Annotated in this window: 27 protein-coding genes; 10 read left to right on the top strand and 17 right to left on the bottom strand. The window is 68.8% G+C overall.

What is annotated here, in order from left to right; translation table 11 throughout:
- Positions 1–162: 162 nt before the first annotated feature.
- Genes ACW17W_RS01865 through ACW17W_RS01885 form a run of 5 tightly spaced genes read left to right on the top strand, consistent with a single transcriptional unit; the run spans position 163 to position 3,217 of the window.
- Positions 163–777 (top strand): ribonuclease D, encoded by a 615-nt coding sequence (locus ACW17W_RS01865; RefSeq protein ID WP_492078803.1) that lies wholly within the window; start codon positions 163–165, stop codon positions 775–777.
- A 28-nt stretch (positions 778–805) separates the two neighbouring features.
- Positions 806–1,495: an LPS export ABC transporter periplasmic protein LptC gene (gene lptC / locus ACW17W_RS01870; RefSeq protein ID WP_492078805.1), complete on the top strand. Its 690-nt coding sequence runs from the start codon at positions 806–808 to the stop codon at positions 1,493–1,495.
- Between the two features lie 32 nt (positions 1,496–1,527).
- Positions 1,528–2,019, top strand: a complete 492-nt coding sequence (locus ACW17W_RS01875; protein WP_492078807.1) for an LptA/OstA family protein — start codon at positions 1,528–1,530, stop codon at positions 2,017–2,019.
- 31 nt (positions 2,020–2,050) lie between these two features.
- A complete protein-coding gene (gene lptB / locus ACW17W_RS01880; protein WP_492078809.1) occupies positions 2,051–2,845 on the top strand; it encodes an LPS export ABC transporter ATP-binding protein in 795 nt (264 codons plus the stop codon).
- 18 nt (positions 2,846–2,863) lie between these two features.
- On the top strand, positions 2,864–3,217 hold the full coding sequence (locus tag ACW17W_RS01885) for a hypothetical protein (RefSeq protein WP_492078811.1): 354 nt from the start codon (positions 2,864–2,866) through the stop codon (positions 3,215–3,217).
- A 4-nt stretch (positions 3,218–3,221) separates the two neighbouring features.
- Here the strand turns inward: ACW17W_RS01885 and ACW17W_RS01890 are convergent, their stop codons facing one another.
- The 3 genes from ACW17W_RS01890 to ACW17W_RS01900 form a co-directional block, all read right to left on the bottom strand.
- The gene (locus ACW17W_RS01890) at positions 3,222–3,458 is read right to left on the bottom strand and encodes a DUF4287 domain-containing protein (protein WP_492078812.1); all 237 of its coding nucleotides are present in this window, start codon (positions 3,456–3,458) and stop codon (positions 3,222–3,224) included.
- 82 nt (positions 3,459–3,540) lie between these two features.
- Positions 3,541–4,350 carry a signal peptidase I gene (gene lepB / locus ACW17W_RS01895; protein ID WP_492078814.1) on the bottom strand — a complete coding sequence of 270 codons (810 nt, stop codon included), beginning with the start codon at positions 4,348–4,350 and terminating at the stop codon, positions 3,541–3,543.
- 90 nt (positions 4,351–4,440) lie between these two features.
- The gene (locus ACW17W_RS01900) at positions 4,441–5,256 is read right to left on the bottom strand and encodes a DUF805 domain-containing protein (protein WP_492078816.1); all 816 of its coding nucleotides are present in this window, start codon (positions 5,254–5,256) and stop codon (positions 4,441–4,443) included.
- 168 nt (positions 5,257–5,424) lie between these two features.
- Here ACW17W_RS01900 and rpoN point away from each other — a divergent pair, with 168 nt between their 5' ends.
- From rpoN to ACW17W_RS01915, 3 genes are all read left to right on the top strand, one after another.
- The gene (gene rpoN, locus ACW17W_RS01905; protein WP_492078818.1) at positions 5,425–6,963 is read left to right on the top strand and encodes an RNA polymerase factor sigma-54; all 1,539 of its coding nucleotides are present in this window, start codon (positions 5,425–5,427) and stop codon (positions 6,961–6,963) included.
- A gap of 106 nt (positions 6,964–7,069) precedes the next feature.
- A complete protein-coding gene (gene hpf, locus ACW17W_RS01910; RefSeq protein ID WP_492080361.1) occupies positions 7,070–7,765 on the top strand; it encodes a ribosome hibernation-promoting factor, HPF/YfiA family in 696 nt (231 codons plus the stop codon).
- Positions 7,766–7,851: 86 nt separating this feature from the next.
- Positions 7,852–8,316, top strand: coding sequence for a PTS sugar transporter subunit IIA (locus ACW17W_RS01915; protein WP_492078820.1), 465 nt, complete (start codon positions 7,852–7,854; stop codon positions 8,314–8,316).
- Positions 8,317–8,340: 24 nt separating this feature from the next.
- Here the strand turns inward: ACW17W_RS01915 and ACW17W_RS01920 are convergent, their stop codons facing one another.
- From ACW17W_RS01920 to chvI, 11 genes are all read right to left on the bottom strand, one after another.
- The gene (locus ACW17W_RS01920) at positions 8,341–8,601 is read right to left on the bottom strand and encodes a DUF1150 family protein (protein ID WP_492078822.1); all 261 of its coding nucleotides are present in this window, start codon (positions 8,599–8,601) and stop codon (positions 8,341–8,343) included.
- 76 nt (positions 8,602–8,677) lie between these two features.
- Positions 8,678–9,094: an Hsp20 family protein gene (locus ACW17W_RS01925; protein WP_492078823.1), complete on the bottom strand. Its 417-nt coding sequence runs from the start codon at positions 9,092–9,094 to the stop codon at positions 8,678–8,680.
- 148 nt (positions 9,095–9,242) lie between these two features.
- On the bottom strand, positions 9,243–10,001 hold the full coding sequence (locus tag ACW17W_RS01930) for a TonB family protein (protein WP_492078825.1): 759 nt from the start codon (positions 9,999–10,001) through the stop codon (positions 9,243–9,245).
- Positions 9,983–10,756 carry a molybdopterin-binding protein gene (locus ACW17W_RS01935; RefSeq protein WP_492078827.1) on the bottom strand — a complete coding sequence of 258 codons (774 nt, stop codon included), beginning with the start codon at positions 10,754–10,756 and terminating at the stop codon, positions 9,983–9,985. Before ACW17W_RS01935 ends, ACW17W_RS01930 begins: the two co-directional genes overlap by 19 nt.
- Positions 10,753–11,559 carry a cytochrome b/b6 domain-containing protein gene (locus tag ACW17W_RS01940; protein WP_492078829.1) on the bottom strand — a complete coding sequence of 269 codons (807 nt, stop codon included), beginning with the start codon at positions 11,557–11,559 and terminating at the stop codon, positions 10,753–10,755. The genes ACW17W_RS01935 and ACW17W_RS01940 overlap by 4 nt, the downstream gene beginning before the upstream one ends.
- Before the next feature lie 74 nt (positions 11,560–11,633).
- Positions 11,634–12,122, bottom strand: a complete 489-nt coding sequence (locus ACW17W_RS01945) for a nucleoside-triphosphatase (RefSeq protein ID WP_492078831.1) — start codon at positions 12,120–12,122, stop codon at positions 11,634–11,636.
- 6 nt (positions 12,123–12,128) lie between these two features.
- Positions 12,129–12,407 carry an HPr family phosphocarrier protein gene (locus tag ACW17W_RS01950; protein WP_492078833.1) on the bottom strand — a complete coding sequence of 93 codons (279 nt, stop codon included), beginning with the start codon at positions 12,405–12,407 and terminating at the stop codon, positions 12,129–12,131.
- Positions 12,407–12,811 (bottom strand): PTS sugar transporter subunit IIA, encoded by a 405-nt coding sequence (locus ACW17W_RS01955; protein ID WP_492078835.1) that lies wholly within the window; start codon positions 12,809–12,811, stop codon positions 12,407–12,409. Before ACW17W_RS01955 ends, ACW17W_RS01950 begins: the two co-directional genes overlap by 1 nt.
- A 123-nt stretch (positions 12,812–12,934) precedes the next feature.
- Positions 12,935–13,411 (bottom strand): HPr kinase/phosphorylase, encoded by a 477-nt coding sequence (locus ACW17W_RS01960; RefSeq protein WP_492078837.1) that lies wholly within the window; start codon positions 13,409–13,411, stop codon positions 12,935–12,937.
- Entirely contained in the window at positions 13,408–15,135 is a 1,728-nt protein-coding gene (gene chvG / locus ACW17W_RS01965) for a two-component sensor histidine kinase ChvG (RefSeq protein WP_492078839.1), read from the bottom strand. Before chvG ends, ACW17W_RS01960 begins: the two co-directional genes overlap by 4 nt.
- Complete coding sequence (gene chvI / locus ACW17W_RS01970) at positions 15,104–15,808, bottom strand: two-component response regulator ChvI (RefSeq protein WP_492078841.1); 705 nt, start codon at positions 15,806–15,808, stop codon at positions 15,104–15,106. Before chvI ends, chvG begins: the two co-directional genes overlap by 32 nt.
- A 193-nt stretch (positions 15,809–16,001) precedes the next feature.
- On the opposite strand from chvI, the gene ACW17W_RS01975 reads away from it, so the two are divergent.
- Both ACW17W_RS01975 and ligD read left to right on the top strand, forming a co-directional pair.
- A complete protein-coding gene (locus ACW17W_RS01975) occupies positions 16,002–17,714 on the top strand; it encodes a hypothetical protein (protein ID WP_492078843.1) in 1,713 nt (570 codons plus the stop codon).
- Positions 17,715–17,836: 122 nt separating this feature from the next.
- Positions 17,837–20,410, top strand: coding sequence for a DNA ligase D (ligD, locus tag ACW17W_RS01980; RefSeq protein ID WP_492078845.1), 2,574 nt, complete (start codon positions 17,837–17,839; stop codon positions 20,408–20,410).
- Between the two features lie 24 nt (positions 20,411–20,434).
- Here the strand turns inward: ligD and ku are convergent, their stop codons facing one another.
- The 3 genes from ku to ACW17W_RS01995 all read right to left on the bottom strand — a co-directional run bounded on the left by ku (position 20,435) and on the right by ACW17W_RS01995 (position 23,586).
- Positions 20,435–21,343, bottom strand: a complete 909-nt coding sequence (gene ku / locus ACW17W_RS01985) for a non-homologous end joining protein Ku (protein ID WP_492078847.1) — start codon at positions 21,341–21,343, stop codon at positions 20,435–20,437.
- Between the two features lie 195 nt (positions 21,344–21,538).
- A complete protein-coding gene (locus tag ACW17W_RS01990; protein WP_492078849.1) occupies positions 21,539–22,882 on the bottom strand; it encodes a sensor histidine kinase in 1,344 nt (447 codons plus the stop codon).
- Positions 22,882–23,586 carry a response regulator gene (locus tag ACW17W_RS01995; RefSeq protein ID WP_492078851.1) on the bottom strand — a complete coding sequence of 235 codons (705 nt, stop codon included), beginning with the start codon at positions 23,584–23,586 and terminating at the stop codon, positions 22,882–22,884. The genes ACW17W_RS01990 and ACW17W_RS01995 overlap by 1 nt, the downstream gene beginning before the upstream one ends.
- Positions 23,587–23,594: the final 8 nt, after the last annotated feature.

A 23,594-nucleotide genomic window follows, 5' to 3' on the forward strand; every position in this document is an offset into this window, starting at 1 on the left:
CGGAAGGCGCGGACCTCTAAGGCAGAGCCCGGATACGGTCAACAGGGATTCGCATGTTTTTGTGACCGCGTTCCGGGCCTGGCATGGCGCCGGAAACCAGCGCTCAGGGCGCGAGGCTCCGCGAGCCGAGCATAGCGCCAGAAAATGTGTATAGACGGGGCCATGACCGTATATCTGCACCAGGGCGACCTGCCCGACGGCCTCGACCTCGGTTCCGAGGTCGCCGTCGATTCCGAAACCATGGGCCTGCGCTATCACCGCGACCCGCTGTGCGTGGTCCAGCTGTCGGACGGCCGGGGCGACGCCCATGTCGTACGGCTGAACCGGCCCGCCTATGACTGTCCGAACCTGAAGGCCCTGATGGCCGATCCGGCCGTGCTGAAGATCTTTCACTTCGGCCGGTTCGACATCGCCATGATGCAGCTCTGGCTGGGGGTCGAGACGACGCCCGTCTATTGCACCAAGATCGCCTCGAAACTGGCCCGCACCTATACCGACCGGCACGGGCTGAAGGATGTGGTGCGCGAATGCGTCGGGGTCGACCTGTCCAAGGCGCAGCAATCGTCCGACTGGGGCGCGGCGGAACTCAGCCAGGCCCAGCTGGACTATGCGGCCTCCGACGTCCTGTATCTGCATCAGGTGCGGGCGCGGCTGGACCTGATGCTGGCGCGCGAGGGCCGCGCCGGACTGGCCCAGGCCTGTTTCGACTTCCTGCCGACCCGGTCGAGGCTCGACCTTGAAGGCTGGGAAGAGATGGACATTTTCGCCCATAGTTGAGAACAGGCTGTGAACTTGATCTGGGCCGATGACCGACCTTCCGCCGCCTTCTTCTGACAGCCCCTCCGATGCGGCGGACGCGCGCCGTGCGGCCGACGAGGCGCGTCTGGCCGCGGCCGGGGCGAAATGGCGGGCGCGGTCGCGTCGGGTGGCCCTGTACCGGCGTCTCCTGCCGATCCTGATTCTGGTGCTGGCTGGCGGCGCCCTGACCTGGACGGTGTTCCGCACGGTCATGTCGGGGGTGGAACGCAAGGCCGCCCAGAGCCGCGAGGTCCGTTTCGACGCCCTGATGTTCCATGGTCAGGACGCCCGGGGGCGGTCCTTCCAGATCGGCGCCAAGGGGGCGGTGCGCGACCCTCAGACCGGCCGCTTCCGTCTGGTCGGCCCGGCGCTGAAGCTCAACCTCGGCGGGCGGAAGGTCACCGAGCTGACGGCCGACGCCGGCGTCTATGATGAGGCGAAGCGCACCGTCACGATCGGACCCAATGTGAAGATTTCCGACGGGGGGTCCGGCTTCGTCCTCAGCACGCCCGAGGCGGTGGTGGATACGGCGACGGGAATCGTGACCGGTTCAAAGGGTGTAAACGGCTCCGGCCCACTTGGCGTAATTTCGGCTTCGTCCTATGCCATCCATGATCAGGGCGAGCGGGTGGTGTTCAACGGCGCGCCCGGAAACAAGATCAGGGGCGTGTTCAACACGGGCCCAGCCGACAATTGAGGGGCCGAATGATGCGGGTGAATGAGATGTCGATGAAACGATCCGTCCTCGCGGCCGCCGCCGCCCTGTCGCTGTTCGCCGTCGTGGGCGGGGCGGTGGCGCAGACGGGGGCGGGCCGCGCCAATGTCAGCCGACAACCCATCATGGTCGGCGCCAACACCGGCGAATACACGCCGACCGGCTTCTCGCTGCGCGACCAGGTCGAGATCACCCAGGGGCCGAACCGGCTGCGCGCCGACGCCATCGAGGGCGCGCGCGGTTCAGGTGATCAGATCAACACGGTGACGGCGGCCGGCGGCGTCTACTACGTCACGCCCAATGAGACGATCCGGGGCGACCGGGCGGTCTATACGGTCTCGACCGCCACGATCGTGGTGACCGGCGACGTCATCCTGACCCAGGGCAAGAACGTCCTGACCGGGTCGCGCCTGACCTATAATGTCGACAGCGGCGCCGCCAGCATGGCCTCGACCTCGGGCGGGCGGATCCAGGGCGTGTTCTATCCCCAGGGCGGCGGCAACTGAGGCCTCGGCCCGGTTTCGGACAGGATATCACGTGGCGCGCAAGGAACTCTCGGCCCTCAATGTGAACGACCCGGCCGAACCGGCCGCGGCGTCCGTTCGTCCGGACGACAAGGGCCTGAGGGTCCGCAACATCGCCCGCAGCTTCGGCGCCCGTCAGGTGGTGCGCGACGTCTCCCTGACCGTCCAGAGGGGCGAGGTCGCCGGCCTGCTGGGCCCGAACGGCGCCGGCAAGACCACCTGTTTCTACATGATCACCGGCCTGATCCCGGCCGACAGCGGCTCAATCTGGCTGGATGGCGAGGACATCACCGGCCAGCCCATGTACCAGCGCGCCCGCATGGGTCTGGGCTATCTGGCGCAGGAGGCCTCGATCTTTCGCGGCATGACCGTCGAGCAGAACGTCATGGCCGTGGTCGAACTGCACGAAAAGGGTCAGGCCGCGGTGGCCGCGGAGACGACCCGGCTGCTGGAAGAGCTGCGCATCGATCATCTGCGCCATGCCCCGGCCGCCGGTCTGTCGGGCGGCGAGCGGCGGCGCGTCGAGATCGCCCGGGCCCTGGCGGGCAAGCCGGCCTTCATGCTGCTGGATGAGCCGTTCGCCGGCATCGACCCCCTCGCCATCGCCGACATCCGTCAGGTCATCCGCTATCTGGCCGGACAGGGGATCGGGGTCCTGATCACCGACCACAATGTGCGCGAGACCCTGGACATCATCGACCATGTCTCGATCATGTCGAACGGGGCGGTGCTGTTCGAGGGCACGGCCGAGGCCGCCATCCATGATCCGGAAGTCCGCCGCGTCTATCTCGGCGAAATGTACGCCTGACCTGAAGGGGAGACCGCCATGTCCGCCAGTCGTCAGCCCAAGAAGACCGAGACGCTGGAGATCCGGCTGTCCCATGAAGAGAAGCAGACCTTCATGGCGCGCTGTCGCACGGAAGGGCTGACCGCCAGCGAGGCCGTGCGGGACTTTATCGCTTCGGGCGTCTCACGGCCGACAAAGCGCCGACACGGTTCTGGCTGGACCGTCGCGGTCGCCCTCGGCGCCGGGCTGGCGGTGGGGGCGGCGGCCGCGCCGTCTCTGGCCCAATCGGCGTCCCGGGCGGTTCACGCCACGGACGACCGCGCCGCCTTCGCCGGTCTGGACCGGGACGGCGACGGGGTCGTGAGCTTTGAGGAGTTCCAGGGGCGGCCTTGAAGGCTTAACCGATTTCGCCCTCGCGCGACTTCGGGTCATCCGCGGCCAGGGTATGGACGACGATGGCGTTGGCGTGGCCATGGCCCATGCCGAACGCCGTCTTCAGTCGGGCGACCAGATCCATATGGCGGGCCGGACCGGCGGCGCGGACCACCGCCTTCCATTCGGCGATCGGTCGCCCATAGGTCTTCTCGATCGAAGGGAAATAGGACGCAGGACCCCGGACGGGCGTTTCAGTCATCAGTGCGTTCCCCTGGTGCGCAGGGGTACTGGAAAGACCGGACACGCGTTTGGCAAGCGGGTCGGCGGAACCGGGCGGCCGTTCAGCGAATCCGCCGCAGGAACCGCCCCGGCTGGAGCCTCACCCAGGTCCAGGGCTTCAGCAGCGACGCCCCGGGCTCCCATGAGGCCAGCACCCATTCGGCGCGACCCACCAGGTTCCCGGCGGGCAGCAGGCCGACGCCGATATCTGGCGGGAAGCGGCCGTCCAGCGAATTGTCGCGATTGTCGCCCATGACCAGATACCGGCCGGCGGGCACCACCATCGGCGATGTGTCGTCGCCCGGCAGGTCCCCGCCGCCGTCATAGGTCAGATAGGTGCGGCCCGGCCTGCCGTCGGGCGACGGCTGGGTCTCCCGGGCCTGCATGACGATCCGCGAGGGATTGTCGTGATCGGGGGTCAGGCCCAGCGGGGTCTGGACGAAGGCCTCGCCGTTCACGACCACCTGACCGCCCTTCACCTGAACCGTATCGCCCGGCAGGCCGATGACCCGCTTGATCCAGGTCTGGTTCGGATCGCGCGGCAGGCGGAAGACCACCACATCCCCCCGCGCCGGATCGCGGCCGAACAGACGGCCATGGGACGCCTTCGGACTGAACGGGATCGAGGCCGCGCTCCAGCCGTACGGGTATTTCGACACCACGATATAGTCGCCGGTCACCAGTCCGGGCTCCATCGAGGACGACGGAATGGTGAAGGGCTGGAACAGGACGGCATGCAGACACAGGGCGGCCAGAAGGCCGGCGCCGATGGTGCGAACCAGGTCCAGCGTCTCGTGCAGCAGGGAGGGCCGGTCTGGCGTTTCGGGAGCGGGCGTTTCGGGCGCGGGGTCGGAAGGGACGAGGTCTGTCATGACCGGCAACAGGCCGGATTTCGCCTTGCCGATAAAGCGACTTCGTGTCCGGACAGGGTGCAAACGCGTCCGGACAGGCGGATCCGGCGATCAGGCCCGGCGACGACCGAAGGTGCGGGCCGGGGCGACGCCCGCGTCCCAGCCGGCGTTGGCCGGGGCCGCGTTCGGCCGGGCGGGCGCGGCGGCTGTGAGGCCTGCCGGCGCCGGATCGACCCGCATCATCGGGCCGGTGCCGCCGGGGGTGAAGTCAAAGACCGACGTGCAGGGGGACACCCCGGCTGGCGCGGAGAGACCCTGTTCGCGTCTGGCCTGGGCGAACAGTTCCTCAAGGTGGCTCTCGTCATAGCCGGAAAGTCCGCCGCCCGCCGAAGGATCGCCGGTCACGGCGGTCGGGTCCCGTGGATCCGGGCCGAAACGATTGGGCCCGTGGGCGCCCGGCAGCAGGGTGAGGACGAACATCACCATCTGGCCGACCATGCCGATCAGGCCCAGCAGCCCTGCGGCCCCCAGACCGGCCAGGGCCGTACCCACGAAGGCCTCACGGCTGGCGCCCATGCCGACGGCGCTGACCGCCGTCATGATCGTGCCGATCGTCATCATCGCGCTGAGGACCGACGGCAGCATGAGGCACAGCCAGACAGCGCCGCGTCCGCTGTCGTGCAGCCGGCGCGTCAGGACCGCATAGTTGGGCACGATCAGGGCGACGATGCTCATGCCGACCAGGCCGAAAGCGACTGTCACGCCGGGGGGCGTCTGACCGGGTTCGCCATTGCCTATGGCGACCCCGCCCAGCCCGAGAAGCAGGGCGTACCAGACCCCCTGCAGGATCGCGAACAGCCAGTATTCGCCCCGACTGGAGCGACCCCTGAAATCGGCATAGCGCAGCAGCGGGCGGAACATCAGCATGGTGTGGCGCCGGGTCAGGGAATGAATGCGGACAGTCTGACCATGGAGCGTGAATTTCGCCCCAACCAGCGTGGTTAAGCCTTTCCGACGGGCCGGCTTAGAGCGGCGTTAACCGCTGCCCGCCATTCTGCCCCACAGCAAGTTCCGGGCCACTGGGTTCGGGGGCCGATGGGGCCGGCGGGGGGCGAGGACGACGTGGTCGGTCAGAGGCTGGAGATCAGGCAGGGCCAGGGGCTGGTCATCACGCCCCAGCTGCAGCAGGCGATCAAGCTGCTGCAACTGTCGAACCAGGAACTCGACGCCTTCGTCGAGGGGGAGATGGAGCGCAATCCGCTGCTCCAGCGCGACGAGCCCGCAGCGGGCGCTGACGGCGAGGCCGCACCTGTCGCAACGGTCAGCGCCGACGGGGCCGAACTGAGCTTCTCTGACCACGAGGCCGCCGAGCGCAGCCACAATATCGACGCCCACGACGGCGACGTGTTCGGCGACGCCTCGCCCGGCGAGCGCGCCTCTGACCGGATGACCGACGAGGCCCAGCCCGGGCTCAGCGACTGGTCGAGCGTAGGCAAGGGCGGCGGGAGTTTTTCCGAGGGCGAGGGCGGCGAGCGTCCCGACCATCGCGAACCGACCCTGTGGGAACACCTCCAGGCCCAGGCCTCCTCGGCCGGGTTCAGCGCGGGCGATCACGCCGTCGCCCTGACCCTCATCGATATGGTCGACGAGGGCGGCTATCTGCGCGGCGATCTGGAAGAGGTCGCCGACCGGCTGGGCTGCGGCATCGACCGGGTCGAGGCCGTGCTGGCGGTCTGTCACGGGTTCGAGCCGACCGGCATCATGGCGCGGTCGGTGCCGGAGTGCCTGAGGCTGCAACTGGTCGAGCGCAACCGGTTCGATCCGGCCATGGCGGCCCTGCTGGACCATCTGGAGCTTCTGGCCCGGCGCGACCTGCCGGCCCTGCGACAGGTCTGCGGCGTGGACGCCGAGGACCTGTCGGAAATGATCGGCGAGCTGAAGGCCCTGACGCCGCGCCCCGGCGCGGGCTTCGGCGGCGAGCCGGCCCAGACCGTGATTCCCGACGTCCACCTCCGGCCTGATCCGGCCGGGGGCTGGAAGGTCGAGCTGAACGCCGACACCCTGCCGCGTCTTCTGGTCGACAAACGCTATCATGCGACCGTGGCCGCCGGCGCCCGGTCGGAGACGGAAAAGGCCTATGTCGCCGACTGCGCCGCCCAGGCCAACTGGCTGGTCAAGTCGCTGGACCAGCGGGCCCGGACCATCCTCAAGGTCGGCTCCGAGATCGTGCGCCAGCAGGACGCCTTCCTGGCCTTCGGGGTCGAATTCCTGCGGCCGCTGAACCTGAAGACGGTGGCCGACGCCATCGGCATGCACGAATCCACCGTCAGCCGGGTGACCTCGAACAAATACGTCTCGACCCCGCGCGGGGTTTTCGAGCTGAAATTCTTCTTCACCGCCGCCATCCAGTCGATGGACGGGGCCTCGACCCATTCGGCCGAGGCGGTGCGGCACCGGATCCGGTCGATGATCGACCACGAGGTGCGCGACGGCGACATCCTGTCCGACGACCGGATCGTCGAACTGCTCAATGAGGCCGGCATCGACATCGCTCGCCGCACCGTGGCGAAATATCGCGAGGCGCTCAGGATCCCCTCCTCGGTGCAGCGCCGCCGGATGCTGAAAGCGGGCTGACCGGATCGCTGAATCCTCAGCGACAGGAGGAATTTTCCCCGCCAACCTTCACCACAAAACGGTGATAGTGATTGACACCAAACGCAGACCGTCGCGTTCTATGGGCATGCAAGTCCAGATCAGCGGCAAGCAAGTGGATGTCGGCGAAGCGTTAGGCTCGCGCATCTCCCAGGAACTCCAGGAAGGCGTCGGAAAATACTTCGAACGCGGCGGTCAGGACGCCGAGGTCGTGGTGTCCAAGGACGGCTATGGCTTCAAGGTGGACTGTTGGGTCCGCCTCGCCTCGGGCCAGAGCCTTGTGACCACCGGCCACGGCGGGGACGCCCATTCGGCGTTCACCGACAGTCTCGACAAGCTTGAGAAGCGCGTCCGCCGCTACAAGCGCCGGCTCAAGGATCATCACATCGGTCCCAAGGGCCTGTCGCCCGAAAAGACCGAGATGGCCGCCGCCGACGTGGCGCGCAGCATTGTTCTGAGAAACCCCGACATCGTCGAGGACGATGTGTTCGGCGAGGCCGGGGGGGCGGATGGTCCGCCGCCCGTCGGCATGGTCATCGCCGAGACCCAGTCAGAGATCCGCACCATCACGGTCGGGCGCGCCGTGGCCGAACTGGACATGACCGGCTATCCCCTGGTCCTGTTCCGGAACGCCGCCCACGGCGGTCTGTCGGTGGTCTATCGCCGTCCCGACGGCAATGTCGGCTGGATTGATCCGGAGCGGACGATCCCGGCCAATGGCCACGGCAAGGCGAACGGCCAGGCGGAGGCTCAAACCCCGGCTTCGGCGTCGCCGAACGCCTGAACATCGATCAGGTCTTTCCGAAAGGGGCGGAAGCGGCTAGACGCGCGGCCGCCCCGTCGGGGCCTTGAGGGTAAGGTCAGGAATCGATGGACATCGGTGATTTGCTGGCGGGGGACGGCATCGTCCTGCGCAGCGGCGCTTCGTCGAAGCGTCAGCTCATGAACATGGTCGCCGAGGCCGCCGCCGCCGCGCTTGGCCTGAACGAGGCGCGTTTGCTGGAATCCCTGCTGGAACGGGAGGCTCTGGGCTCCACCGGCCTCGGGTCCGGCGTCGCCGCCCCCCATGCCCGCGTCGAGGGGCTTGAGACTGTGCGGGGGGTCTTCCTCAGGCTGGAAACGCCCGTGGCGTTCGATGCGATGGATGACCGGCCGGTGGACCTCGTGTTCGCCCTGTTCGCCCCGCCGCGAGCCGGCGCCGAGCATCTGCGCGCCCTGGCGGCGGTATCCCGCGCCCTGAGAGCGCCCGAACTGCGCGAAAAACTGCGTCAGGCCCGCACGGTCGATGCGATCAGGGCCCTCTTCGTCCGTGACGAGGCGGCCACGGCCGCCTGAGGCTCTCGCGACCTTCCCGCCCGGTCAATGGACCGAGACCGGCTCCAGTTCATGGGCGACGGCGGCGGCGAAGGCGGTCTCGCGATCCAGCATTACGGCCAGCCGCTCGCCGTCGGCCCCGTGCACGGCATACAGGGTCTGGTCCGGATCGATATCCAGACGCTCGGCCTCTTCCGTCAGGACATCGGACAGGATGTCGGCGGCGCTGATCTCGCGCACATAGACAAGGTCCGGCGCGCCGAGACCGGCGAAATCCTTGGGGCTCAACTTGGTCGTGGGCGTCATGGGGCGCCTCCTTCAATGGGGAAACGCCTTGAGGCCTGTCCGGCTCCCGGCGCGTCTTTCAGGGTCTGGAACCGGCTCAGCCGGCCGTAATGGGGATGCGCCGGACCACCTGGGCGCCTTCGGGCCGGGTCAGGTCGACGTGCAGAAGCCCGTGTTCAAGCTGCGCGCCCGAGACCTCCAGCCCGTCCGCCAGAACAAAGCTGCGCATGAAGCCCCGCGCTGCGATGCCCCGGTGCAGAAAGGCCTGATCCTCGCCGGACGGCTCGCGCTTGCCGGCAATGGTCATCTGACGGCCTTCCAGGGTGATCGACAGGTCGTCAGGCGTAAAGCCGGCCACGGCCAGGGTGATGCGCACGTCGCGTTCGCCGCGCTGTTCGACATTGTATGGCGGATAGCTTTCCGCAGCGGCCTTGGCGGCGCGGTCGATCAGGGCGCGGGTCTGGTCGAAGCCCAGCAAAAATGGACTGTCGAACAGGAGGGTGCGTGTCGTCATAGCTCAGTCCAGAATCCAGCGACTGCGGCCCGCCTGTCCCCCGTGAGCGGCGAGACGCGGACCGTGACCGATAGATAGGCCGTATCCTGCGCGGTTCAATCCATGACGGCGTATCCGCACCGTCGACGCGGCCAGGCCCTGGGCTGCCTCAGCGTCCGTCGTCACAGTCGTAGGCCGCGCAATAAAGGGCGTTGAGACGGGCGTTGGCGCGCAACTGGACCTCAAGGACCCGGTCTCCGGCGCTGGCCAGTTCGGCGTCTGTCATGTTCGGGCGCGGCGGGCGGCGTTGACCGACCATCAGGAGTTGCAGGGTCTGCGGCGGAACGGTGCGGGCCATGGCCCGGGCCGTGGCCTCGACGGCGTCGGGACGGAACTCGCGTTCGACCCGGTCGATCATCGCCTGAACCGCCTCGACCCGGTCGGCGTCCAGCCCGTCCAGACTGATCGCCTCGGGCCCCTGCCTCAGGCCGGGGACGAAACGGGGGGCGACCTCCCGGGCCACGGCCAGATGCGCGTCCGAGGGCTCGGGACCGGTCCAGGGCGCGACCGGTTCGAGCGGAGGCAGGGCGAAGACGATGCGGAACGACACCTCGGACGGCACGGGCGTCCCGTTCCGGGTCTTCGGAACCGCCTCGAACCGCCGGGTCAGCGACAGGGCGGCCGCATCGAAGCCGAGGCCTGCGGGCCGGACCTCGTCCACCTTGCAGTCGCCCAGCCGGCCCGCTGCGTCGGCGATACAGACCAGACTGGCCCGCCCCTCGACCCCGGCGTCGGCGGCGAACCCCGGATAGGCGTCGGCCATGGCCTCGCCGTCGGGCACGCTGCGCCAGGAGGCCGGGACCACCGTGGCGCACCCGCCGAGAGCCAGCGCCAGCAGCGCCGCCGCCATCAGATTCCCGCGTACCATTCGTACCCCTGATCTTCCCAATAGCCGCCCTTGCCCCCGCCGATGTGGTCGAAGCGTTCGACGGCCTCGATACGGCGGATGTATTTGGCGTGTTTATAGCCCAGTTGCCGCTCCACCCGCAGCCTCAGGGGCGCCCCGTGGGGCACCGGCAGGGTCCGGCCGTTCATGGCCCAGGCCAGGATCGTCTGCGGATGACGCGCGTCGACCAGATCGATGGACTCATAATAGCGCACCCCGTCCTCGGCCTGGTCCAGGGCGTCGAAACAGTGGAAGACGATATAGCGCGCCTCCGGCCTCAACCCGGCCTCGTCCAGCAGGGTTTCCAGCCGCACCCCGGTCCATTCGGCGATGGAGGTCCAGCCCTCGACGCAGTCGTGTTTGGTGATCTGGGTCCGTGACGGCCGGGCCCGCAGCTCGGCCAGCGACAGGGACAGGGGCCGTTCGACCAGGCCGCCGATCTCCAGCCGGTAGTCCGCGAACCCGCCGTCGCGCAGGGCGACATAGTCGGCCGCCGCGGGATTGATCGAGCCGTTGGGCCGGAAGTCGGGCGAGATGTCGGCGCGCGAATACTCCGGCGCCAGGGCCTCGCGGGGCACGATCAGTCTCTGGGCCCGGCGGGTCAGGCCCTCGGCCATACGCAGGGCCTGCAACACCACGGGCGAGGTGACCCGGTCACAGGCCGACATCAGGCCCACGCTGGCCGTGGCCAGGGCCCCGGCCAGCCATTTGCGACGGTCCAGCAGGAAGCGGCTCATGGCTGATCCTCCCCGGGCGCTGCGGAGTCTGGCGACGGCCGGATCACGAACCAGCCCGTGACCATGGCCCGCATGTTGTTGAACAGCCCCGTCCAGATCACCAGTCCGACATGGATGACGACAAAGCCGACGATCAGGCCGGCGGACAGGAAATGCAGTGTCCGGGCCGACTGGCGTCCGCCCATCAGCTCCAGCAACAGTCCGCCGATGGCGTTGAACCCCGGCGACATCGACAGGCCCGTCACCAGCATCAGCGGCAGGACGATCCAGACCATGGCCAGATAGGTCAGCTTCTGAATGACATTGTAGGCGCGCGCCTCCTCGTCATGGGCGAAGCGGAACCGGGCATGGTCCCTGACCGAGGTCCAGAACCCGGCCCGATCGGCGCGGGTCGGCCACAGCCGGCGCCGGAACCGGCCCGTCGCGGCGCCCCAGGCCAGATAGGCCAGACCGTTGAAGACGAAGACCCAGGCGAAGAAGAAATGCCAGGTCCGGGCCTCGGCCAGGTTGCGATACGAGGGCAGCATCAGAAACCCGGGCGCGCGCGGCACGCTCCACCAGGGATCGGCGAAGGTCGATTTCAGCCCCCAGTACAGATGCGGATGGGCCATCAGGATGTTGATCCCGCTCATCAACAGCACCACCACGGCGCCGACATTGATCCAGTGGGTGATCCGGACCACGGCGGGATGACGCCAGACGGCGATCCGGCCATCGCCCAGCGCCCGGTCGGGACGCTGCTCGGGGCCGGTGGGCCGGCCCGTCGGCGGAGCCTCTGTCAATCCGGGGGAAGGGTCGGTCATGGGCGGTTCCGATGGAGGGCCAGCGTCTCACCCCCTACGTCGGGGCGCAATCGCCGGTTTCGGGGGATGGCGATTCAGGGCGCCTCCTCGCGGACCATTTCGGCCGCGCCGACATCCGCGCCGAACCGGGCGATGACCGCCTCGACCAGTTCGTCGCGCACCAGCAGCACCCGTTCGACAGGCAGGGTCGCCAGCCGGTCCAGCAGGGCGGCGAATCCCTCGCCCCGCAATTCCAGCGGCCCCACCTCGTCGATCACCACAGCGTCGCAGCCGGCGGCCAGACCCGCCTCGATCCGTGTGATCGCCCAGTCGAAGGCCGCCCGCCGGAACAGGAACCGACCGACGGCGACGGTCGCCTCATCCGGATCGGGGTGTTCGATCGGCGTCTCCTCGCCGGTCGCCAGATCGTGAAAAACCCGTCCCGCGGGGGTCTTGCGCGCCAGAACCCCGACGATGGTGCGGCCGTCCAGGGTCTGGTCCCTCACCCGGTCGCCCGCCCGTGTCGTCTTGCCCGATCCGACGGGGCCGACAATCAGGCGCAACCGGGGCGGGGTCTCCGCCATGGCGGCTCAGGCGTCCTCGTCGAATTTGCGGGCGACCAGATCCAGCAGGGCGGCGATCGCCTCGTTGGCATCGGGGCCCTCGGCGGCGATGTCCACCGTCGAGCCGATGCCGGCGCCCAGCATCAACAGCCCCATGATCGAACGGGCATCGACGGTCACCCCCTCGCGGGTGACCTGGATCTCGCTCTCGAAGGCGGAGGCCAGTTTGACGAACTTGGCCGAGGCGCGGGCATGCAGACCCCGGGCGTTGCAGATCCGGGCCTCGACCCTGACGGGCGCGCTCATCACTTGTCTCCGGCCAGAACCCACGATGCGACAGAGATATATTTGCGCCCGGCGTCCTGGGCGTGGGCCACACAGGCCTCCAGCGTCTCGCGCTGGCGCACGCTGGCCAGCTTGATCAGCATGGGCAGGTTCAACCCCGCGATGACCTCGGCATGGGTCTGTTCCATCACCGAAATGGCGAGGTTGGACGGGGTGCCGCCGAACATGTCGGTCAGCAGGATCACGCCGGAGCCGTCATCCACGGCGGCGGCGGCGTCGACGATGTCGCGACGGCGGCGCTCCATATCGTCCTCGGGGCCGATGCAGATGGCCGCGACCCCGCGCTGGGGGCCGACCACATGCTCCATGGCCGCCAGAAATTCGGACGCCAGGCCGCCGTGGGTGACGATCACCAGCCCGATCATGAAGGCTTCACCAAGTCAGCGCCCCGTTTCCGCGTCCGCGTTTCGGGCCGGGGAGGAAGCCCGGCGCGGACAGCAAGGGGGCCTGAATAAAGGAATACCGGACAGGTTGAAAGCGGCCTCGCGTCACACGACGCAGGCCCTCCGGCCAGCCGCCTTCCTCTCCAGCGTCCGCTCCAGCGCATGCTCGAGAATTCGGGTGGCCGAGGCGGGCCGGATATCCAGCGCCAGCCGGGGCAGGGGAAGGCCGGCGACGACCTCAAACTCGGGCTCGGGCAGGCGCTCGACGGCCTCCCGGCCGCAGGCGGCGACCAGATGGATACGCACGAGGGGCCGGCCCGGCCCGGCCTTGATGATGCCCAGTCCGCGCGCCTCGATATGGCCCGCCAGGCCGGCGGGCAGGGTCTCGGGAGGCGCGGCCCAGACGGCGCCGCCAGACGCCCAGACCCGGCTGTAGTCGTCGGCCACCAGCCGCCAGCCCCGCGCGATCAACCGCAGGGCCATGTCGCTCTTGCCCGCGCCCGAGGGGCCGGTCAGCAGGACGCCGGCCCAGCCGCCCGACATTCTGCAGGCGACGGAGGTCGCATGGATGGGCGGGGTCACTCGATGCCGGGGGGAGGGCGGCGGACCACGGCCAGATGGGTGGTGGGCAATTCGACCACAAACCGGGCGCCGGCGACGGCTCCGTCCTTGATGCGGTTCTCGGCATGGACCCGGCCGCCGTGGGCCTCGACGATCTGGCGCACGATGGACAGGCCGAGGCCGGAATTCGCGCCGAAGGCGGTGCCGCCCATCCCCTGCCCCCGGGGCCGCGACGTGTAGAACCGCTTGAACACCGTCTCCAGATTCTCGGCCGGGATGCCGGGGCCGTCGTCCTCGACCGTCACGAGCGCCGTATGGGGATCGACCCCCGAGCGGGCCGCTGTGATCCGTACGGCGCCGTTTTCGGGGCTGAACGAACGGGCGTTGTCGATCAGGTTGCGGAACACCTGACCCAGGGGGCCGTCACGGCCCAGCACCCGGATGTCGTCGGCCACGGGGGTCAGGACGACGCGCGCCTGACCGGGCTTGAGGCTGGTCTCATAGACCCCGGCGATGTCGCTGATCAGGCTGTTCAGATCGATGGGCCGGGGGCGTTCGCGCGACAGTTCGGCATCCAGACGCGAGGCGTTGGAGATGTCGGTGATCAACCGGTCCAGCCGTTTGACGTCAGCCTGCAACAAGGTGGTCAGACGCTCGCGCTGGGCCGGCTCCCTGACCAGTTCCAGCGTTTCCAGCGCCGAGCGGATGGAGGTGAGGGGGTTCTTGATCTCATGGCTGACGTCGGCGGCGAACCGTTCGATGGCGTCCATCCGGTCCGACAGGGTCTCGGTCATGGTCTCCAGCGACTTGGCCAGATCCCCGATCTCGTCGCGGCGGCCCTCCAGATCGGGCAGGGAGATGGCGCGGGCGCGCTGCATCCGCACCTGGTCCGCCGCCGCCGACAGCCGCATGATCGGCCGCGCCACAAACAGATGCAGCAGCACCGAGGCCAGCAGATTTACCGCCAGCGCCACCAGGGCGAAGGGGATCAGGGCCCGTCGCTGCGCGGCCAGGATCTGGTCGACGTCGCCGGCCTCCAGCGTCAGCACGCCCAGGATCTGGTTGACGTGGCGCACGGGGATGGAGACGGACACCACCCGGCGTCCGTCCTCATCCTGACGCAGGGTCTTCTGGGTCTGGCCGGCCAGGGCGGCGTTGACCTCCTCGACCAGTTCCCGGCGGGCCCGCAGCTGACGATCGCTGGCCCTGGCCTCCTCCGCCGCCGGCGTCGCCCGGACCGGCGTCCCCGCAGGCCGGGCGGGCGGCAGGGGGGCGCCCGGAATGACCTCCGTCACCGCAAAGGAATCGGCGAACGGCTTCAGATCGATGGCGCCGGGCTCCAGACCCACGGAATCCACGAACATCACGCCATCGGCGTCATAGAGGCGCGCGCGCTGGCCCTCCGGAATGAACCGGTCGAGCAGCAGCTGGGGCACGGCCACGGGGTTGAACTGCGGCGTCGGCTCCCCGACCGTATATTCCTTGTCGGCCAGAACATTGGCCAGCAGCTCGGCCTGGCCGACCAGGGAGTCCTGCCGCGCCTCGACCAGGCCCCGGTCCCATTCATTCAGCGCCAGGGCGCCGCCCAGCAGGATCAGCAGGCTGATCAGGTTCAGGGCGAAGATCAGCCCGCCCAGCCGGGAGCCGCCGAAGCGGTTCAGCTTGCGCGTCAGCTCCAGCCGCGCATGATCCCGGCCCGGCGACGCCGAACGCTCAGCTTTCGCGGTATCGATAGCCGACGCCATACAGGGTCTCGATCGCGTCGAACTCGGGATCGACGACCCGGAACTTCTTGCGCATCCGCTTCACATGGCTGTCGATGGTGCGGTCGTCGACATAGACCTGGTCGTCATAGGCGGCGTCCATCAGGTTGTCCCGGCTCTTCACGAAGCCGGGGCGCTGGGCCAGGGCCTGCAGCAGCAGGAACTCGGTCACCGTCAGCTTCACCGGCCGGCCGTCCCAGGTGCTTTCGTGGCGCGCCGGGTCCATGACCAGCTTGCCGCGCCGGATCGCCTTGCCCGAGATTTCGGCCGAGGGCTCGGGCTCGCCGCCGTCGGCGCCCGTGCGCCGCAGCAGGGCCTTGACCCGCTCGATCAGCAGCCGCTGCGAGAACGGCTTGTGGATATAGTCGTCGGCGCCCAGGTTGAAGCCGAGGATCTCGTCGATCTCCTCGTCCTTGGACGTCAGCATGATGACCGGGATCTGCGAGGTCTGGCGCAGGCGGCGCAGCACCTCCATCCCGTCCATCCGGGGCATCTTGACGTCCAGGATGGCCAGGTCCGGCGGCTGGTTCTCCAGCGCCTCCAGTCCCGACACGCCGTCATGCCAGGCCGTGACCTTGTGGCCGTGGCTTTCCAGCGCCAGGGAAACCGAGGCGACGATATTCTCGTCGTCATCGACCAGGGTGATGTTGGCCAACCGGCCCTCCTCGTAATCCGGCGACCGCCGTCGGCCGCTCTCGTCTTCGCCGTCATAACGCATGACAAGCGTAACCGTTCGCCGTGGAACGCGTTGACATTAGGGCGATGAGGCCGTGGGGCCAAGGGGCGGCGGTCCGATCAGGGTTTCCCTGCAAACCTCGCCTTAAGCCCTGTCGTGCATGATCGGGCGTATGGCCGGTCCGATCCACTACGAAATCTTCGTCCGCAAGACCCCCATGTCGTCCTGGACCCTGGCCATGGCGACCGAGGATCGTACGGCGGCGATCGCCACGGCCGAGGAGACCCTGCGCCACCAGCTGGCGGCCTCGGTGCGGGTGACCAAGGAGACCCTGGATCCGGACACCATGGCCTTCCACAGCGTCACCATCCTGACGCGCGGCGCCCCCGAGCCGAAGCGCAAACGCGGGGTCGACACCGCCGACGGCCAGCCCACCTGCAACGCCCCCGCCGACCTCTATGCCCCCATCGCCCGTGAGAAACTCTCCGAGGTTCTGGAAGACTGGCTGAAACGCAACCGCGTCACCGCCTATGAACTGCTGCACCGGCCGGATCTGGCCGAGAAGCTCGACGCCTCGGGCGTCGAGCTGCAACACGCCATCCAGAAGGTCGCCATTCCCGAAAGCCAGACCACCGGCCAGTCGACCCACGACCTGATCCGCCACTATCAGCGGCTGGCGGAGGCGACGGTGACGCGCCTGCTGACCGCCGGTCGCCGCAACCATTTTCCCGACGTCGGCGCCGAGCCCCTGGCCCGGATCGCCGAGGGTCTGGAGGGCCGGGCCGACCGCGCCTTTATCATGGGCGGGGTCCTGTGCCGCGCCGCCTCGGCCGGTCGCGGCGCGCGCGAGCGGCTGGGCATCCTGATGGACATGGTCGACCAGGCGCCGGCCGAAGGGCCCGGCCAGGCCCTCGTGTTCGGCCAGATCGAGCAGATCCTGTGCGACATGCTGGGCGCCCGCACCGGCCTTGCCGAGATTCTGGGCCCGGACCTGGACCAGGGCGCGAGCCTCGCCGCCGTCGTGCGCATGTCGGCGCCGGCAGAGATCGAGGCCCTTCTGCGCATCGAGCCGCGTATGGATGCGATGATCCCGGCGGTCGAGGGTCCGGCCGCCCGGCTGGCCGCCTCGCTCTCCGCCGGCCGGTTTCCCGCCCTGGCCCGGGCGCTCGGCCGGCTGGTGCTGCGCGAACTGATGGGGCCGCGTCGGCTCCGGCCCGGCGACGCCCTGGGCGAGATCGGCATCCTGCGGGCCCTGGCCGGGGCCCTGACGGCGACGGCCGGACGGCTGTTGACCGTGGAGGAGGTCCAGGCCGCCTTCATCGAACGGTCGAAGGCCCTCGTCACCGCCGATTTCGTCGCGGCCTGCACGGCCGGTCGCGATACGGCGCTCCAGGAGATCGAGACCCTGATCCGGCTGTGCGAGAACGTCACCGGGGCGGCCAACAAACGCTCCGCCGCGCGGTGGCTGGACGCCAGCCTGACCGCCATCCGGTTCGAGGCGGAGATGCGCGCGCCCGGCGTCCATCCGGTGCAGAAGCTGGCGGTCCTGGCCGGTCTCCAGCGGTCCATCCGCGCCTGCGCCCTGTCCGAGCCCGATCAGGAGCGGCTGACGACCGCCATCGGCGGCCTGGGCGGTCTGATCGAGACCGACGCCCGGCTGGTCGTCCAGATGGCCCGCGCCGGCGCCCCGGCCCCGCACCGGATCACCGCCTTGCTGCGCCTGGCCGCCGGCCAGACCGGCCCCACGGGCCCCGTCGCCGATCGCGCAAAGGCCGAGGTGCTCAAGCTGATGCGCACTCCCGACGCCCGCACCGCCCTGGCCGACGCCCCCGCCGCCCTCTCGGAAATCAGGGGCCTGCTGCAGACGGCCGGACTGGCGGCCTAGGCTTCGACGTCATGACGTGCGTCCACCCGGGTTGCGGCTGAGACGGTGGGTCGAGGCGACGCGGCTGGAGGCGGCGACCAGGCCCGTCTGCAACGGTCCGCACCCCTGCGTATTATGATGGGATGCGCGGAGACCTGACCCGTTACGCGGCGAAACGTCGGTTCGACGAGACGCCTGAGCCCGAGGGCCGCAAGGGCCGCAGCCCCGGAACCCGGGCGCTGCGCTACCTCGTCCAGCGGCATGCGGCGACGCGCCTGCACTATGACTTCCGTATCGAACATGATGGCGTGCTCAAGTCATGGGCGGTGACCAGGGCGCCGTCGCGCGATCCCGGAGTGAAGCGGCTGGCCGTTGAGGTCGAGGACCACCCGCTGGAGTACGGGGATTTCGAAGGCACGATCCCCGCCGGCAACTATGGCGCGGGCGCCGTACAGATGTGGGACACAGGGACCTGGGCTCCCCGGCATCCCGAGACCCTCGAGGCGGATTTTGCGCGAGGGTCCGTCAAGATGGTTCTGGACGGCGAACGGCTCAAGGGCGGTTGGGCGCTGGTCCGGCTGAAGTCCGATCGCGGCAAGCCCTCGAAGCGTCAGAACTGGCTTCTGATCAAGGAAAAGGACGACCATGCGATCGCCGGCGAGGGCGACGCCCTGGCGGAGATCGACGCCTCGGTGACGACCGGACGGTCGCTGGCGGAAATCGCCGGGGGGACGGCCCAATGGACGACCTCCAGACCCGCCCGGCGAAAGGCCGCCCCCCGGCCCCGCGTCGCAAGACCTGCGGCGGTCGATCGTCCGCCGGGCTTTGTTCCGATCCAGCTGTGCAAGGCGGCCGACCACCCACCCGGTGTTCCGGGCTGGGTTCATGAGATCAAGTTCGACGGCTACCGCATCCAGATCGGGGTCGGCGGCGGTGCCGCCGTCCTGCGTACGCGAAACGGCCTCGACTGGAGCGACCGGTTTCCCGGTCTGGCGGCCAGGGCGGCGACATGGCCGGACGCCGTGATCGACGGCGAGCTCTGTGCGCTGGATGATGACGACAGTCCCGACTTCGCCAGACTCCAGGCGGCGATTTCGGACGAAAGGACGGAGGACCTCGTCTATTTCGCTTTCGACCTGCTGTTCGAGGGGGGCGAGGACCTGCGTTCCCTGCCTCTGTCGCACCGCAAGGCGCGGCTTCAGGCCCTGGTCGACCGGGTCGGCGCCCCCGGCGGGTGTTTGCGGTACGTTGAGCATTTCGGCTCGACCGGACAGGCGGTGCTTGAAAGCGCGTGCCGGATGGATCTGGAAGGCGTGATCTCAAAACGGCTGGACGCCCCCTACCACGCGGGCCGGTCGTCCAGCTGGGTCAAGTCGAAATGCCGGGGCCGGGACGAGGTCGTGATCGGCGGCTGGGCGTCCGAAGGCGGGACCCGGTTCAAGTCCCTGCTGGTCGGGGTCCGCGAAAACGGCGGGCTTCGCGCGCTGGGCCGGGTCGGGACCGGCTATGGCGAGGCGGGGACCCGGGCCCTGATGGCCGCCCTCAAGGCCCAGGCTTCGGATGTCAGCCCGTTTGCCGGCCCCGGGGCGCCGGCGACGGGAAAGGACATTCACTGGGTGAAGCCTGTGCTGGTCGCCGAGATCGAACACGGCGGCTATACGGCGTCGGGGTCCCTGCGGCAGGCAGCGTTCAAGGGCCTGCGGGAGGACAAGACCGCAGCCGAGGTCACCGCCCGCCCGCAGGCCCCGTCCACGGCCGCTCCCGGGCCCGCATCGCGCGGGCCGGGGACGCGCTCCAGAGCGGCGCGGGTGACGGTGGCCGGCGTCACCCTGTCCAGTCCCGACAAAATCCTGTGGCCGGACGTGGGGGATCGTCCGGCGATCTCGAAGGCCGATCTGGCGCGCTACTATGAGGCGGCGTCCGGCCGGATCCTGCCCCATGTCGCCGATCGTCCGACCTCGATCATTCGCGCGCCTGACGGTATCGGCGGCGAGACCTTCTTCCAGCGCCACGCTATGGCCGGGTCCAGCCCCCGGCTCAGCCTGATCGACGTCAGGGCGCGGACCCCCTATGTCGCGGCTGTCGACGTCGGCGGTCTGGTCGCCATCGCCCAGTCGGGGGGGCTGGAGCTGCATCCCTGGGGTTGCGCGCCCGGCGATCCGGAGACGCCCGACCAGATCACCTTCGACCTCGATCCTGATCAGGGCCTGGACTTCGCCGACGTCATCGCTGCGGCCCTGGCGGTGAAGGTCCGCCTGAACGATCTGGGACTTCCCGCCTTCGTGAAGACGACGGGCGGCAAGGGCCTGCATGTCGTGGCGCCGATCCGCACCGATACCCGCAGCCGTATTTCATGGGACCAGAACAAGGCCTTCGCCAGGGCGTTGGCCGAGACGATCCGCGCCGATACGCCCGATCGCTTCACCACCTCTCTCGCCAGGAAGGCGCGGAGCGGGAAGATCTTCATCGACTATCTCCGCAACGGGCGTATGGCGACGGCGGTGGCCCCCTGGTCGCCGCGCGCCCGACCCGGCGCCGGCATCGCCCTGCCGCTGGCGTGGGAACAGGTGAAGCCGGGACTCGACCCCTCTCAGTTCAACCTCTGGACCTGGCCGGACCTGCTGAAGGCTCCGGACCCCTGGGCCGACTTCCGCCGGTCGGCTGTCAGCGTCAGGCGCGCCCTGAAGGCCATGGGGATTCCGTCCCCGGCCCGCTGAGGCCGGGTGCACTGCGTGCGGACGTCAGGCGGCGCTCTTCTTTCGCCCGGCGGCGGGTTTCCCGGCCGTCTTCGGCGGCGTTTTTTTAGCCGCAGCGGCCTTTTGGGGGGCCTTGGCCGTCGACGTCGTCTTCGCCGACCTGGTAGCCGGGGTCTTCGCCGACCCCTTCAGGCTCCGCCTCAGGGCGGCCATCAGGTCGATGACATTGGTGTCGTCGGGCTCGGTCACATCGACCGTTCCCCCGCCTCCGCTGGTCTTGGCCTTGATCATCTCGCGCAGGGCGTCGTCATACCGGTCGTTGAAATCCTTCGGATCAAAATCGGCCTGCTTCTGGTCGATGATGCGCGCGGCGATCTCGACCATGCCGGCGTCGGCCTTCACCGTGGGGATATCATCGAAATAGTCGTCGGCGTCGCGGACCTCGTCATGGGCCCGCAGCGTATAGGCGACCAGCCCCTTGCCCCTCACTTCCAGCGCCAACTGGCGTTCCTTGCCGCGCAGCACCAGCTGTCCCAGCGCCACCTTTCCCTGTTTCTTCATGGCGTCGCGGATCACGGCGAACGCCTCCACCCCCACGCCCTTTTCAGGGACCACGAAGAAGGGGTCGTCCCAGAACAGCCTGTCGATGTCGGCCTCGTCGACGAACTTGTCGATCGAGATCGTGCGGGTGCTTTCCAGCCGGACCGCGTCGAAATCGGCGTCATCGAACAGGACGTATTCGTCCCGGGACACCTCATAGCCGCGCACGAGGTCGCTGCGTTCGACCGGACCTGTATCCGGGTCGGTCGGCACCATGCGGATGCGGTTGTTGGTTTCCGGATTGATCAGATGAAACCGGACGTCATTCGTGCTGGTGGTTGCGCTGAACAGCGCCACCGGACAGGTGACCAGAGACAGTTTCAGATGTCCCTGCCAGGTGGGTCTTGCGGCCATTGAACATGCTCCTCGCCCGTCACAATGCGCGAGACCGAATTCTGTTCGGCCGGAGAGTCTCCTCGACACGCCTGGCCGGCGGCCCGGCCCGAACGCCAGGCCCACTGGAAATCCTGGCCGCCCGGCCGGACGGTGATGTCCACGACGTCGGCGATGAAGGACAGGCCGGACGGCCTTGGTCTGCGCCGCCTTCGATCAGCCTTCGGGGCCCCGCACGGTCACCGTGAGTCCGCCCCCCGGGGTGGGGGCAAGCTGGATTTCAGCCTTCATGCGTTTCGCGAGCGACCTGGCGATGGACAGGCCGAGTCCGGCTCCGCCCGTCTCGCGGTTGCGAGAACTCTCGCCGCGAGAGAACGGCTCGAACGCCTGGCTGATGAAGTCGCCGAGCCCGGGGCCTCTATCCACGACCTTCAGGATCCAGCCCTCCGCATCCCCGGTGAACGACAGATGGGCCGACCCGGCGTATGTCACGGCATTCTCGGTCAGGTTTTCAACGATCCGCCGCAGCGCCAGGGGGTCGGCCTCGATCATCGTGGTGGCCGGGGCATCGAGGCTGACGTCCTGCCCGAGGGCGCGGCGTTCATCGACGATTTCGTCAAGCAGGGCGCCGACGTCGACACAGGACAGCGCTATCGGCTGCTCCTCGCCGCGCGCCACCAGAATGACGTCCTCGATCAGGGCCGCCATCAAGGCGATGTCACGGTCCGCGCGTGATCTCTGTCCGGGGTCGTCGATCAGGGCCGTGCGAAGACGCAGCCGTGTCAGCAGGGTCTTGAGGTCGTGGGCTGCGGCCGCCAGCATACGCATCCGCTGGCTCATCAGGTCGCGGATCCGTTCGCGCATCCGGTTGAACGCGGAGGCCACGCGTCGGGCTTCCGGCGTACCGGTTTCGTCCATCTCCGGTGAGGCCAGATCCTGGGCGAAGCGGTCGGAGGCCTGGGCTATGGCCTCGAGGTCCCGCGTCCCCCGGCGGACCGTCCGCCAGACCAGAAGGGCGCAGACCAGGCCGACCGCCAGATTGACCACAAGCGTCGCCAGGGCCACGCCGCGCCGCCGCTGGATCAGACTGGGTTCCACCACCAGCCTCTGACCGTCCGCCAGGGCGACAGAAATTGCATAGGCGGGACTGGACCTGTCCCGGAGGCGCGCCAGAGGCCGCTGGCCTTCGACGACCAGGACATGAACATCCCGTCCCCGCAGGGCCGCGCCGTAACTCTCGAACAGGTCCGGAAAGGGGCCCGGACGCTCGCGGTAGCCGGGCGGCGCCCCGTCGGAGATCGAGAATCGGGTGGTGTCGCCGTTCAGGGCGACCAGCAGTTCATCCCTCCGGTCGACGGGGGTGCGGTCCAGGGCCGAGGCGGCGGCCGATATCCGCACCGGAACGGGCAGGCGCCAGGCGCCGACGTCCGATTGCTGGAATCTCACATAGCCGACCAGGCTGACGCCCTGGGTCAGGACCACCAGAACCACGACGGTCAGGGTCAACCGGTTGGACAGCCCCAGCCGGGGTGAGCGAAGCCGGAGCGATCTCCGGGCCATCAGGATCGATCCTCGACATCCGCAGCGAACAGATAGCCGGCGTTCCGTACAGTGCGGATCAGCGTCGGCGAGCGCGGATCATCGCCCAGCTTGCGGCGGAGTCGCGACATCTGGATGTCGATCGACCGGTCGTAGGCGTCGGCCTGCCGTCCCTTCAAAAGGTCCATGATGTCGTCGCGGGACATGACCTGATGCGGCCGACGCACCAGCGCCGCCAGGAGATCAAACTCCCCGGCCGTCAATTCGACCGAAGCGCCTCCCTGCGCGTACAGGGCCCGCGCCGATAGATCGATCAGCCAGGTCCCGAACGCCAGGCGACGGGCGGCGGATACGCCGCTGGAACGGGTCTGTCGCCGCAACAGGGCCCTGATCCGGGCCACCAGTTCGCGAGGCTCGAACGGCTTGGCGATATAGTCGTCGGCCCCGACCTCCAGCCCGATGATCCGGTCCATCGGTTCGCCGCGCGCCGAGGCGATGATGACCGGCGCCCGGCCCTGGATCCGCCGGCAGATCGACAATCCGTCCTCGCCGGGCATCATGAGGTCGAGCACCACCAGATCCGGCTGGCGTTTGTCCCAGGCCGGCCAGAACCGGGCGGCGTCGCGGAAGGTCACACAGTCCATACCCTCGCGCAGGAGAAGCGCCTGCACGAGATCGCGGATCTCGGGGTCGTCTTCCACCACATGGATCGTCGGCCGGGTCATCTTGAGCA

This window comes from Brevundimonas sp. FV1ye29L, from assembly GCF_058681095.1.

Excerpts from the sequence above, each read along its gene's own strand:
- ACW17W_RS01865 (WP_492078803.1), top strand. The coding sequence starts at position 163 with ATGACCGTATATCTGCACCAGGGCGACCTGCCCGACGGCCTCGACCTC.
- lptC (WP_492078805.1), top strand. The coding sequence starts at position 806 with ATGACCGACCTTCCGCCGCCTTCTTCTGACAGCCCCTCCGATGCGGCG.
- ACW17W_RS01875 (WP_492078807.1), top strand. The coding sequence starts at position 1,528 with ATGAAACGATCCGTCCTCGCGGCCGCCGCCGCCCTGTCGCTGTTCGCC.
- ACW17W_RS01885 (WP_492078811.1), top strand. The coding sequence starts at position 2,864 with ATGTCCGCCAGTCGTCAGCCCAAGAAGACCGAGACGCTGGAGATCCGG.
- ACW17W_RS01890 (WP_492078812.1), bottom strand. The coding sequence starts at position 3,458 with ATGACTGAAACGCCCGTCCGGGGTCCTGCGTCCTATTTCCCTTCGATC.
- lepB (WP_492078814.1), bottom strand. The coding sequence starts at position 4,350 with ATGACAGACCTCGTCCCTTCCGACCCCGCGCCCGAAACGCCCGCTCCC.
- ACW17W_RS01900 (WP_492078816.1), bottom strand. The coding sequence starts at position 5,256 with ATGCTGATGTTCCGCCCGCTGCTGCGCTATGCCGATTTCAGGGGTCGC.
- rpoN (WP_492078818.1), top strand. The coding sequence starts at position 5,425 with ATGGGGCCGGCGGGGGGCGAGGACGACGTGGTCGGTCAGAGGCTGGAG.
- hpf (WP_492080361.1), top strand. The coding sequence starts at position 7,070 with ATGCAAGTCCAGATCAGCGGCAAGCAAGTGGATGTCGGCGAAGCGTTA.
- ACW17W_RS01915 (WP_492078820.1), top strand. The coding sequence starts at position 7,852 with ATGGACATCGGTGATTTGCTGGCGGGGGACGGCATCGTCCTGCGCAGC.
- ACW17W_RS01920 (WP_492078822.1), bottom strand. The coding sequence starts at position 8,601 with ATGACGCCCACGACCAAGTTGAGCCCCAAGGATTTCGCCGGTCTCGGC.
- ACW17W_RS01925 (WP_492078823.1), bottom strand. The coding sequence starts at position 9,094 with ATGACGACACGCACCCTCCTGTTCGACAGTCCATTTTTGCTGGGCTTC.
- ACW17W_RS01930 (WP_492078825.1), bottom strand. The coding sequence starts at position 10,001 with ATGGTACGCGGGAATCTGATGGCGGCGGCGCTGCTGGCGCTGGCTCTC.
- ACW17W_RS01935 (WP_492078827.1), bottom strand. The coding sequence starts at position 10,756 with ATGAGCCGCTTCCTGCTGGACCGTCGCAAATGGCTGGCCGGGGCCCTG.
- ACW17W_RS01940 (WP_492078829.1), bottom strand. The coding sequence starts at position 11,559 with ATGACCGACCCTTCCCCCGGATTGACAGAGGCTCCGCCGACGGGCCGG.
- ACW17W_RS01945 (WP_492078831.1), bottom strand. The coding sequence starts at position 12,122 with ATGGCGGAGACCCCGCCCCGGTTGCGCCTGATTGTCGGCCCCGTCGGA.
- ACW17W_RS01950 (WP_492078833.1), bottom strand. The coding sequence starts at position 12,407 with ATGAGCGCGCCCGTCAGGGTCGAGGCCCGGATCTGCAACGCCCGGGGT.
- ACW17W_RS01955 (WP_492078835.1), bottom strand. The coding sequence starts at position 12,811 with ATGATCGGGCTGGTGATCGTCACCCACGGCGGCCTGGCGTCCGAATTT.
- chvG (WP_492078839.1), bottom strand. The coding sequence starts at position 15,135 with ATGGCGTCGGCTATCGATACCGCGAAAGCTGAGCGTTCGGCGTCGCCG.
- ACW17W_RS01975 (WP_492078843.1), top strand. The coding sequence starts at position 16,002 with ATGGCCGGTCCGATCCACTACGAAATCTTCGTCCGCAAGACCCCCATG.
- ligD (WP_492078845.1), top strand. The coding sequence starts at position 17,837 with ATGCGCGGAGACCTGACCCGTTACGCGGCGAAACGTCGGTTCGACGAG.
- ku (WP_492078847.1), bottom strand. The coding sequence starts at position 21,343 with ATGGCCGCAAGACCCACCTGGCAGGGACATCTGAAACTGTCTCTGGTC.
- ACW17W_RS01990 (WP_492078849.1), bottom strand. The coding sequence starts at position 22,882 with ATGGCCCGGAGATCGCTCCGGCTTCGCTCACCCCGGCTGGGGCTGTCC.
- ACW17W_RS01995 (WP_492078851.1), bottom strand. The coding sequence starts at position 23,586 with ATGACCCGGCCGACGATCCATGTGGTGGAAGACGACCCCGAGATCCGC.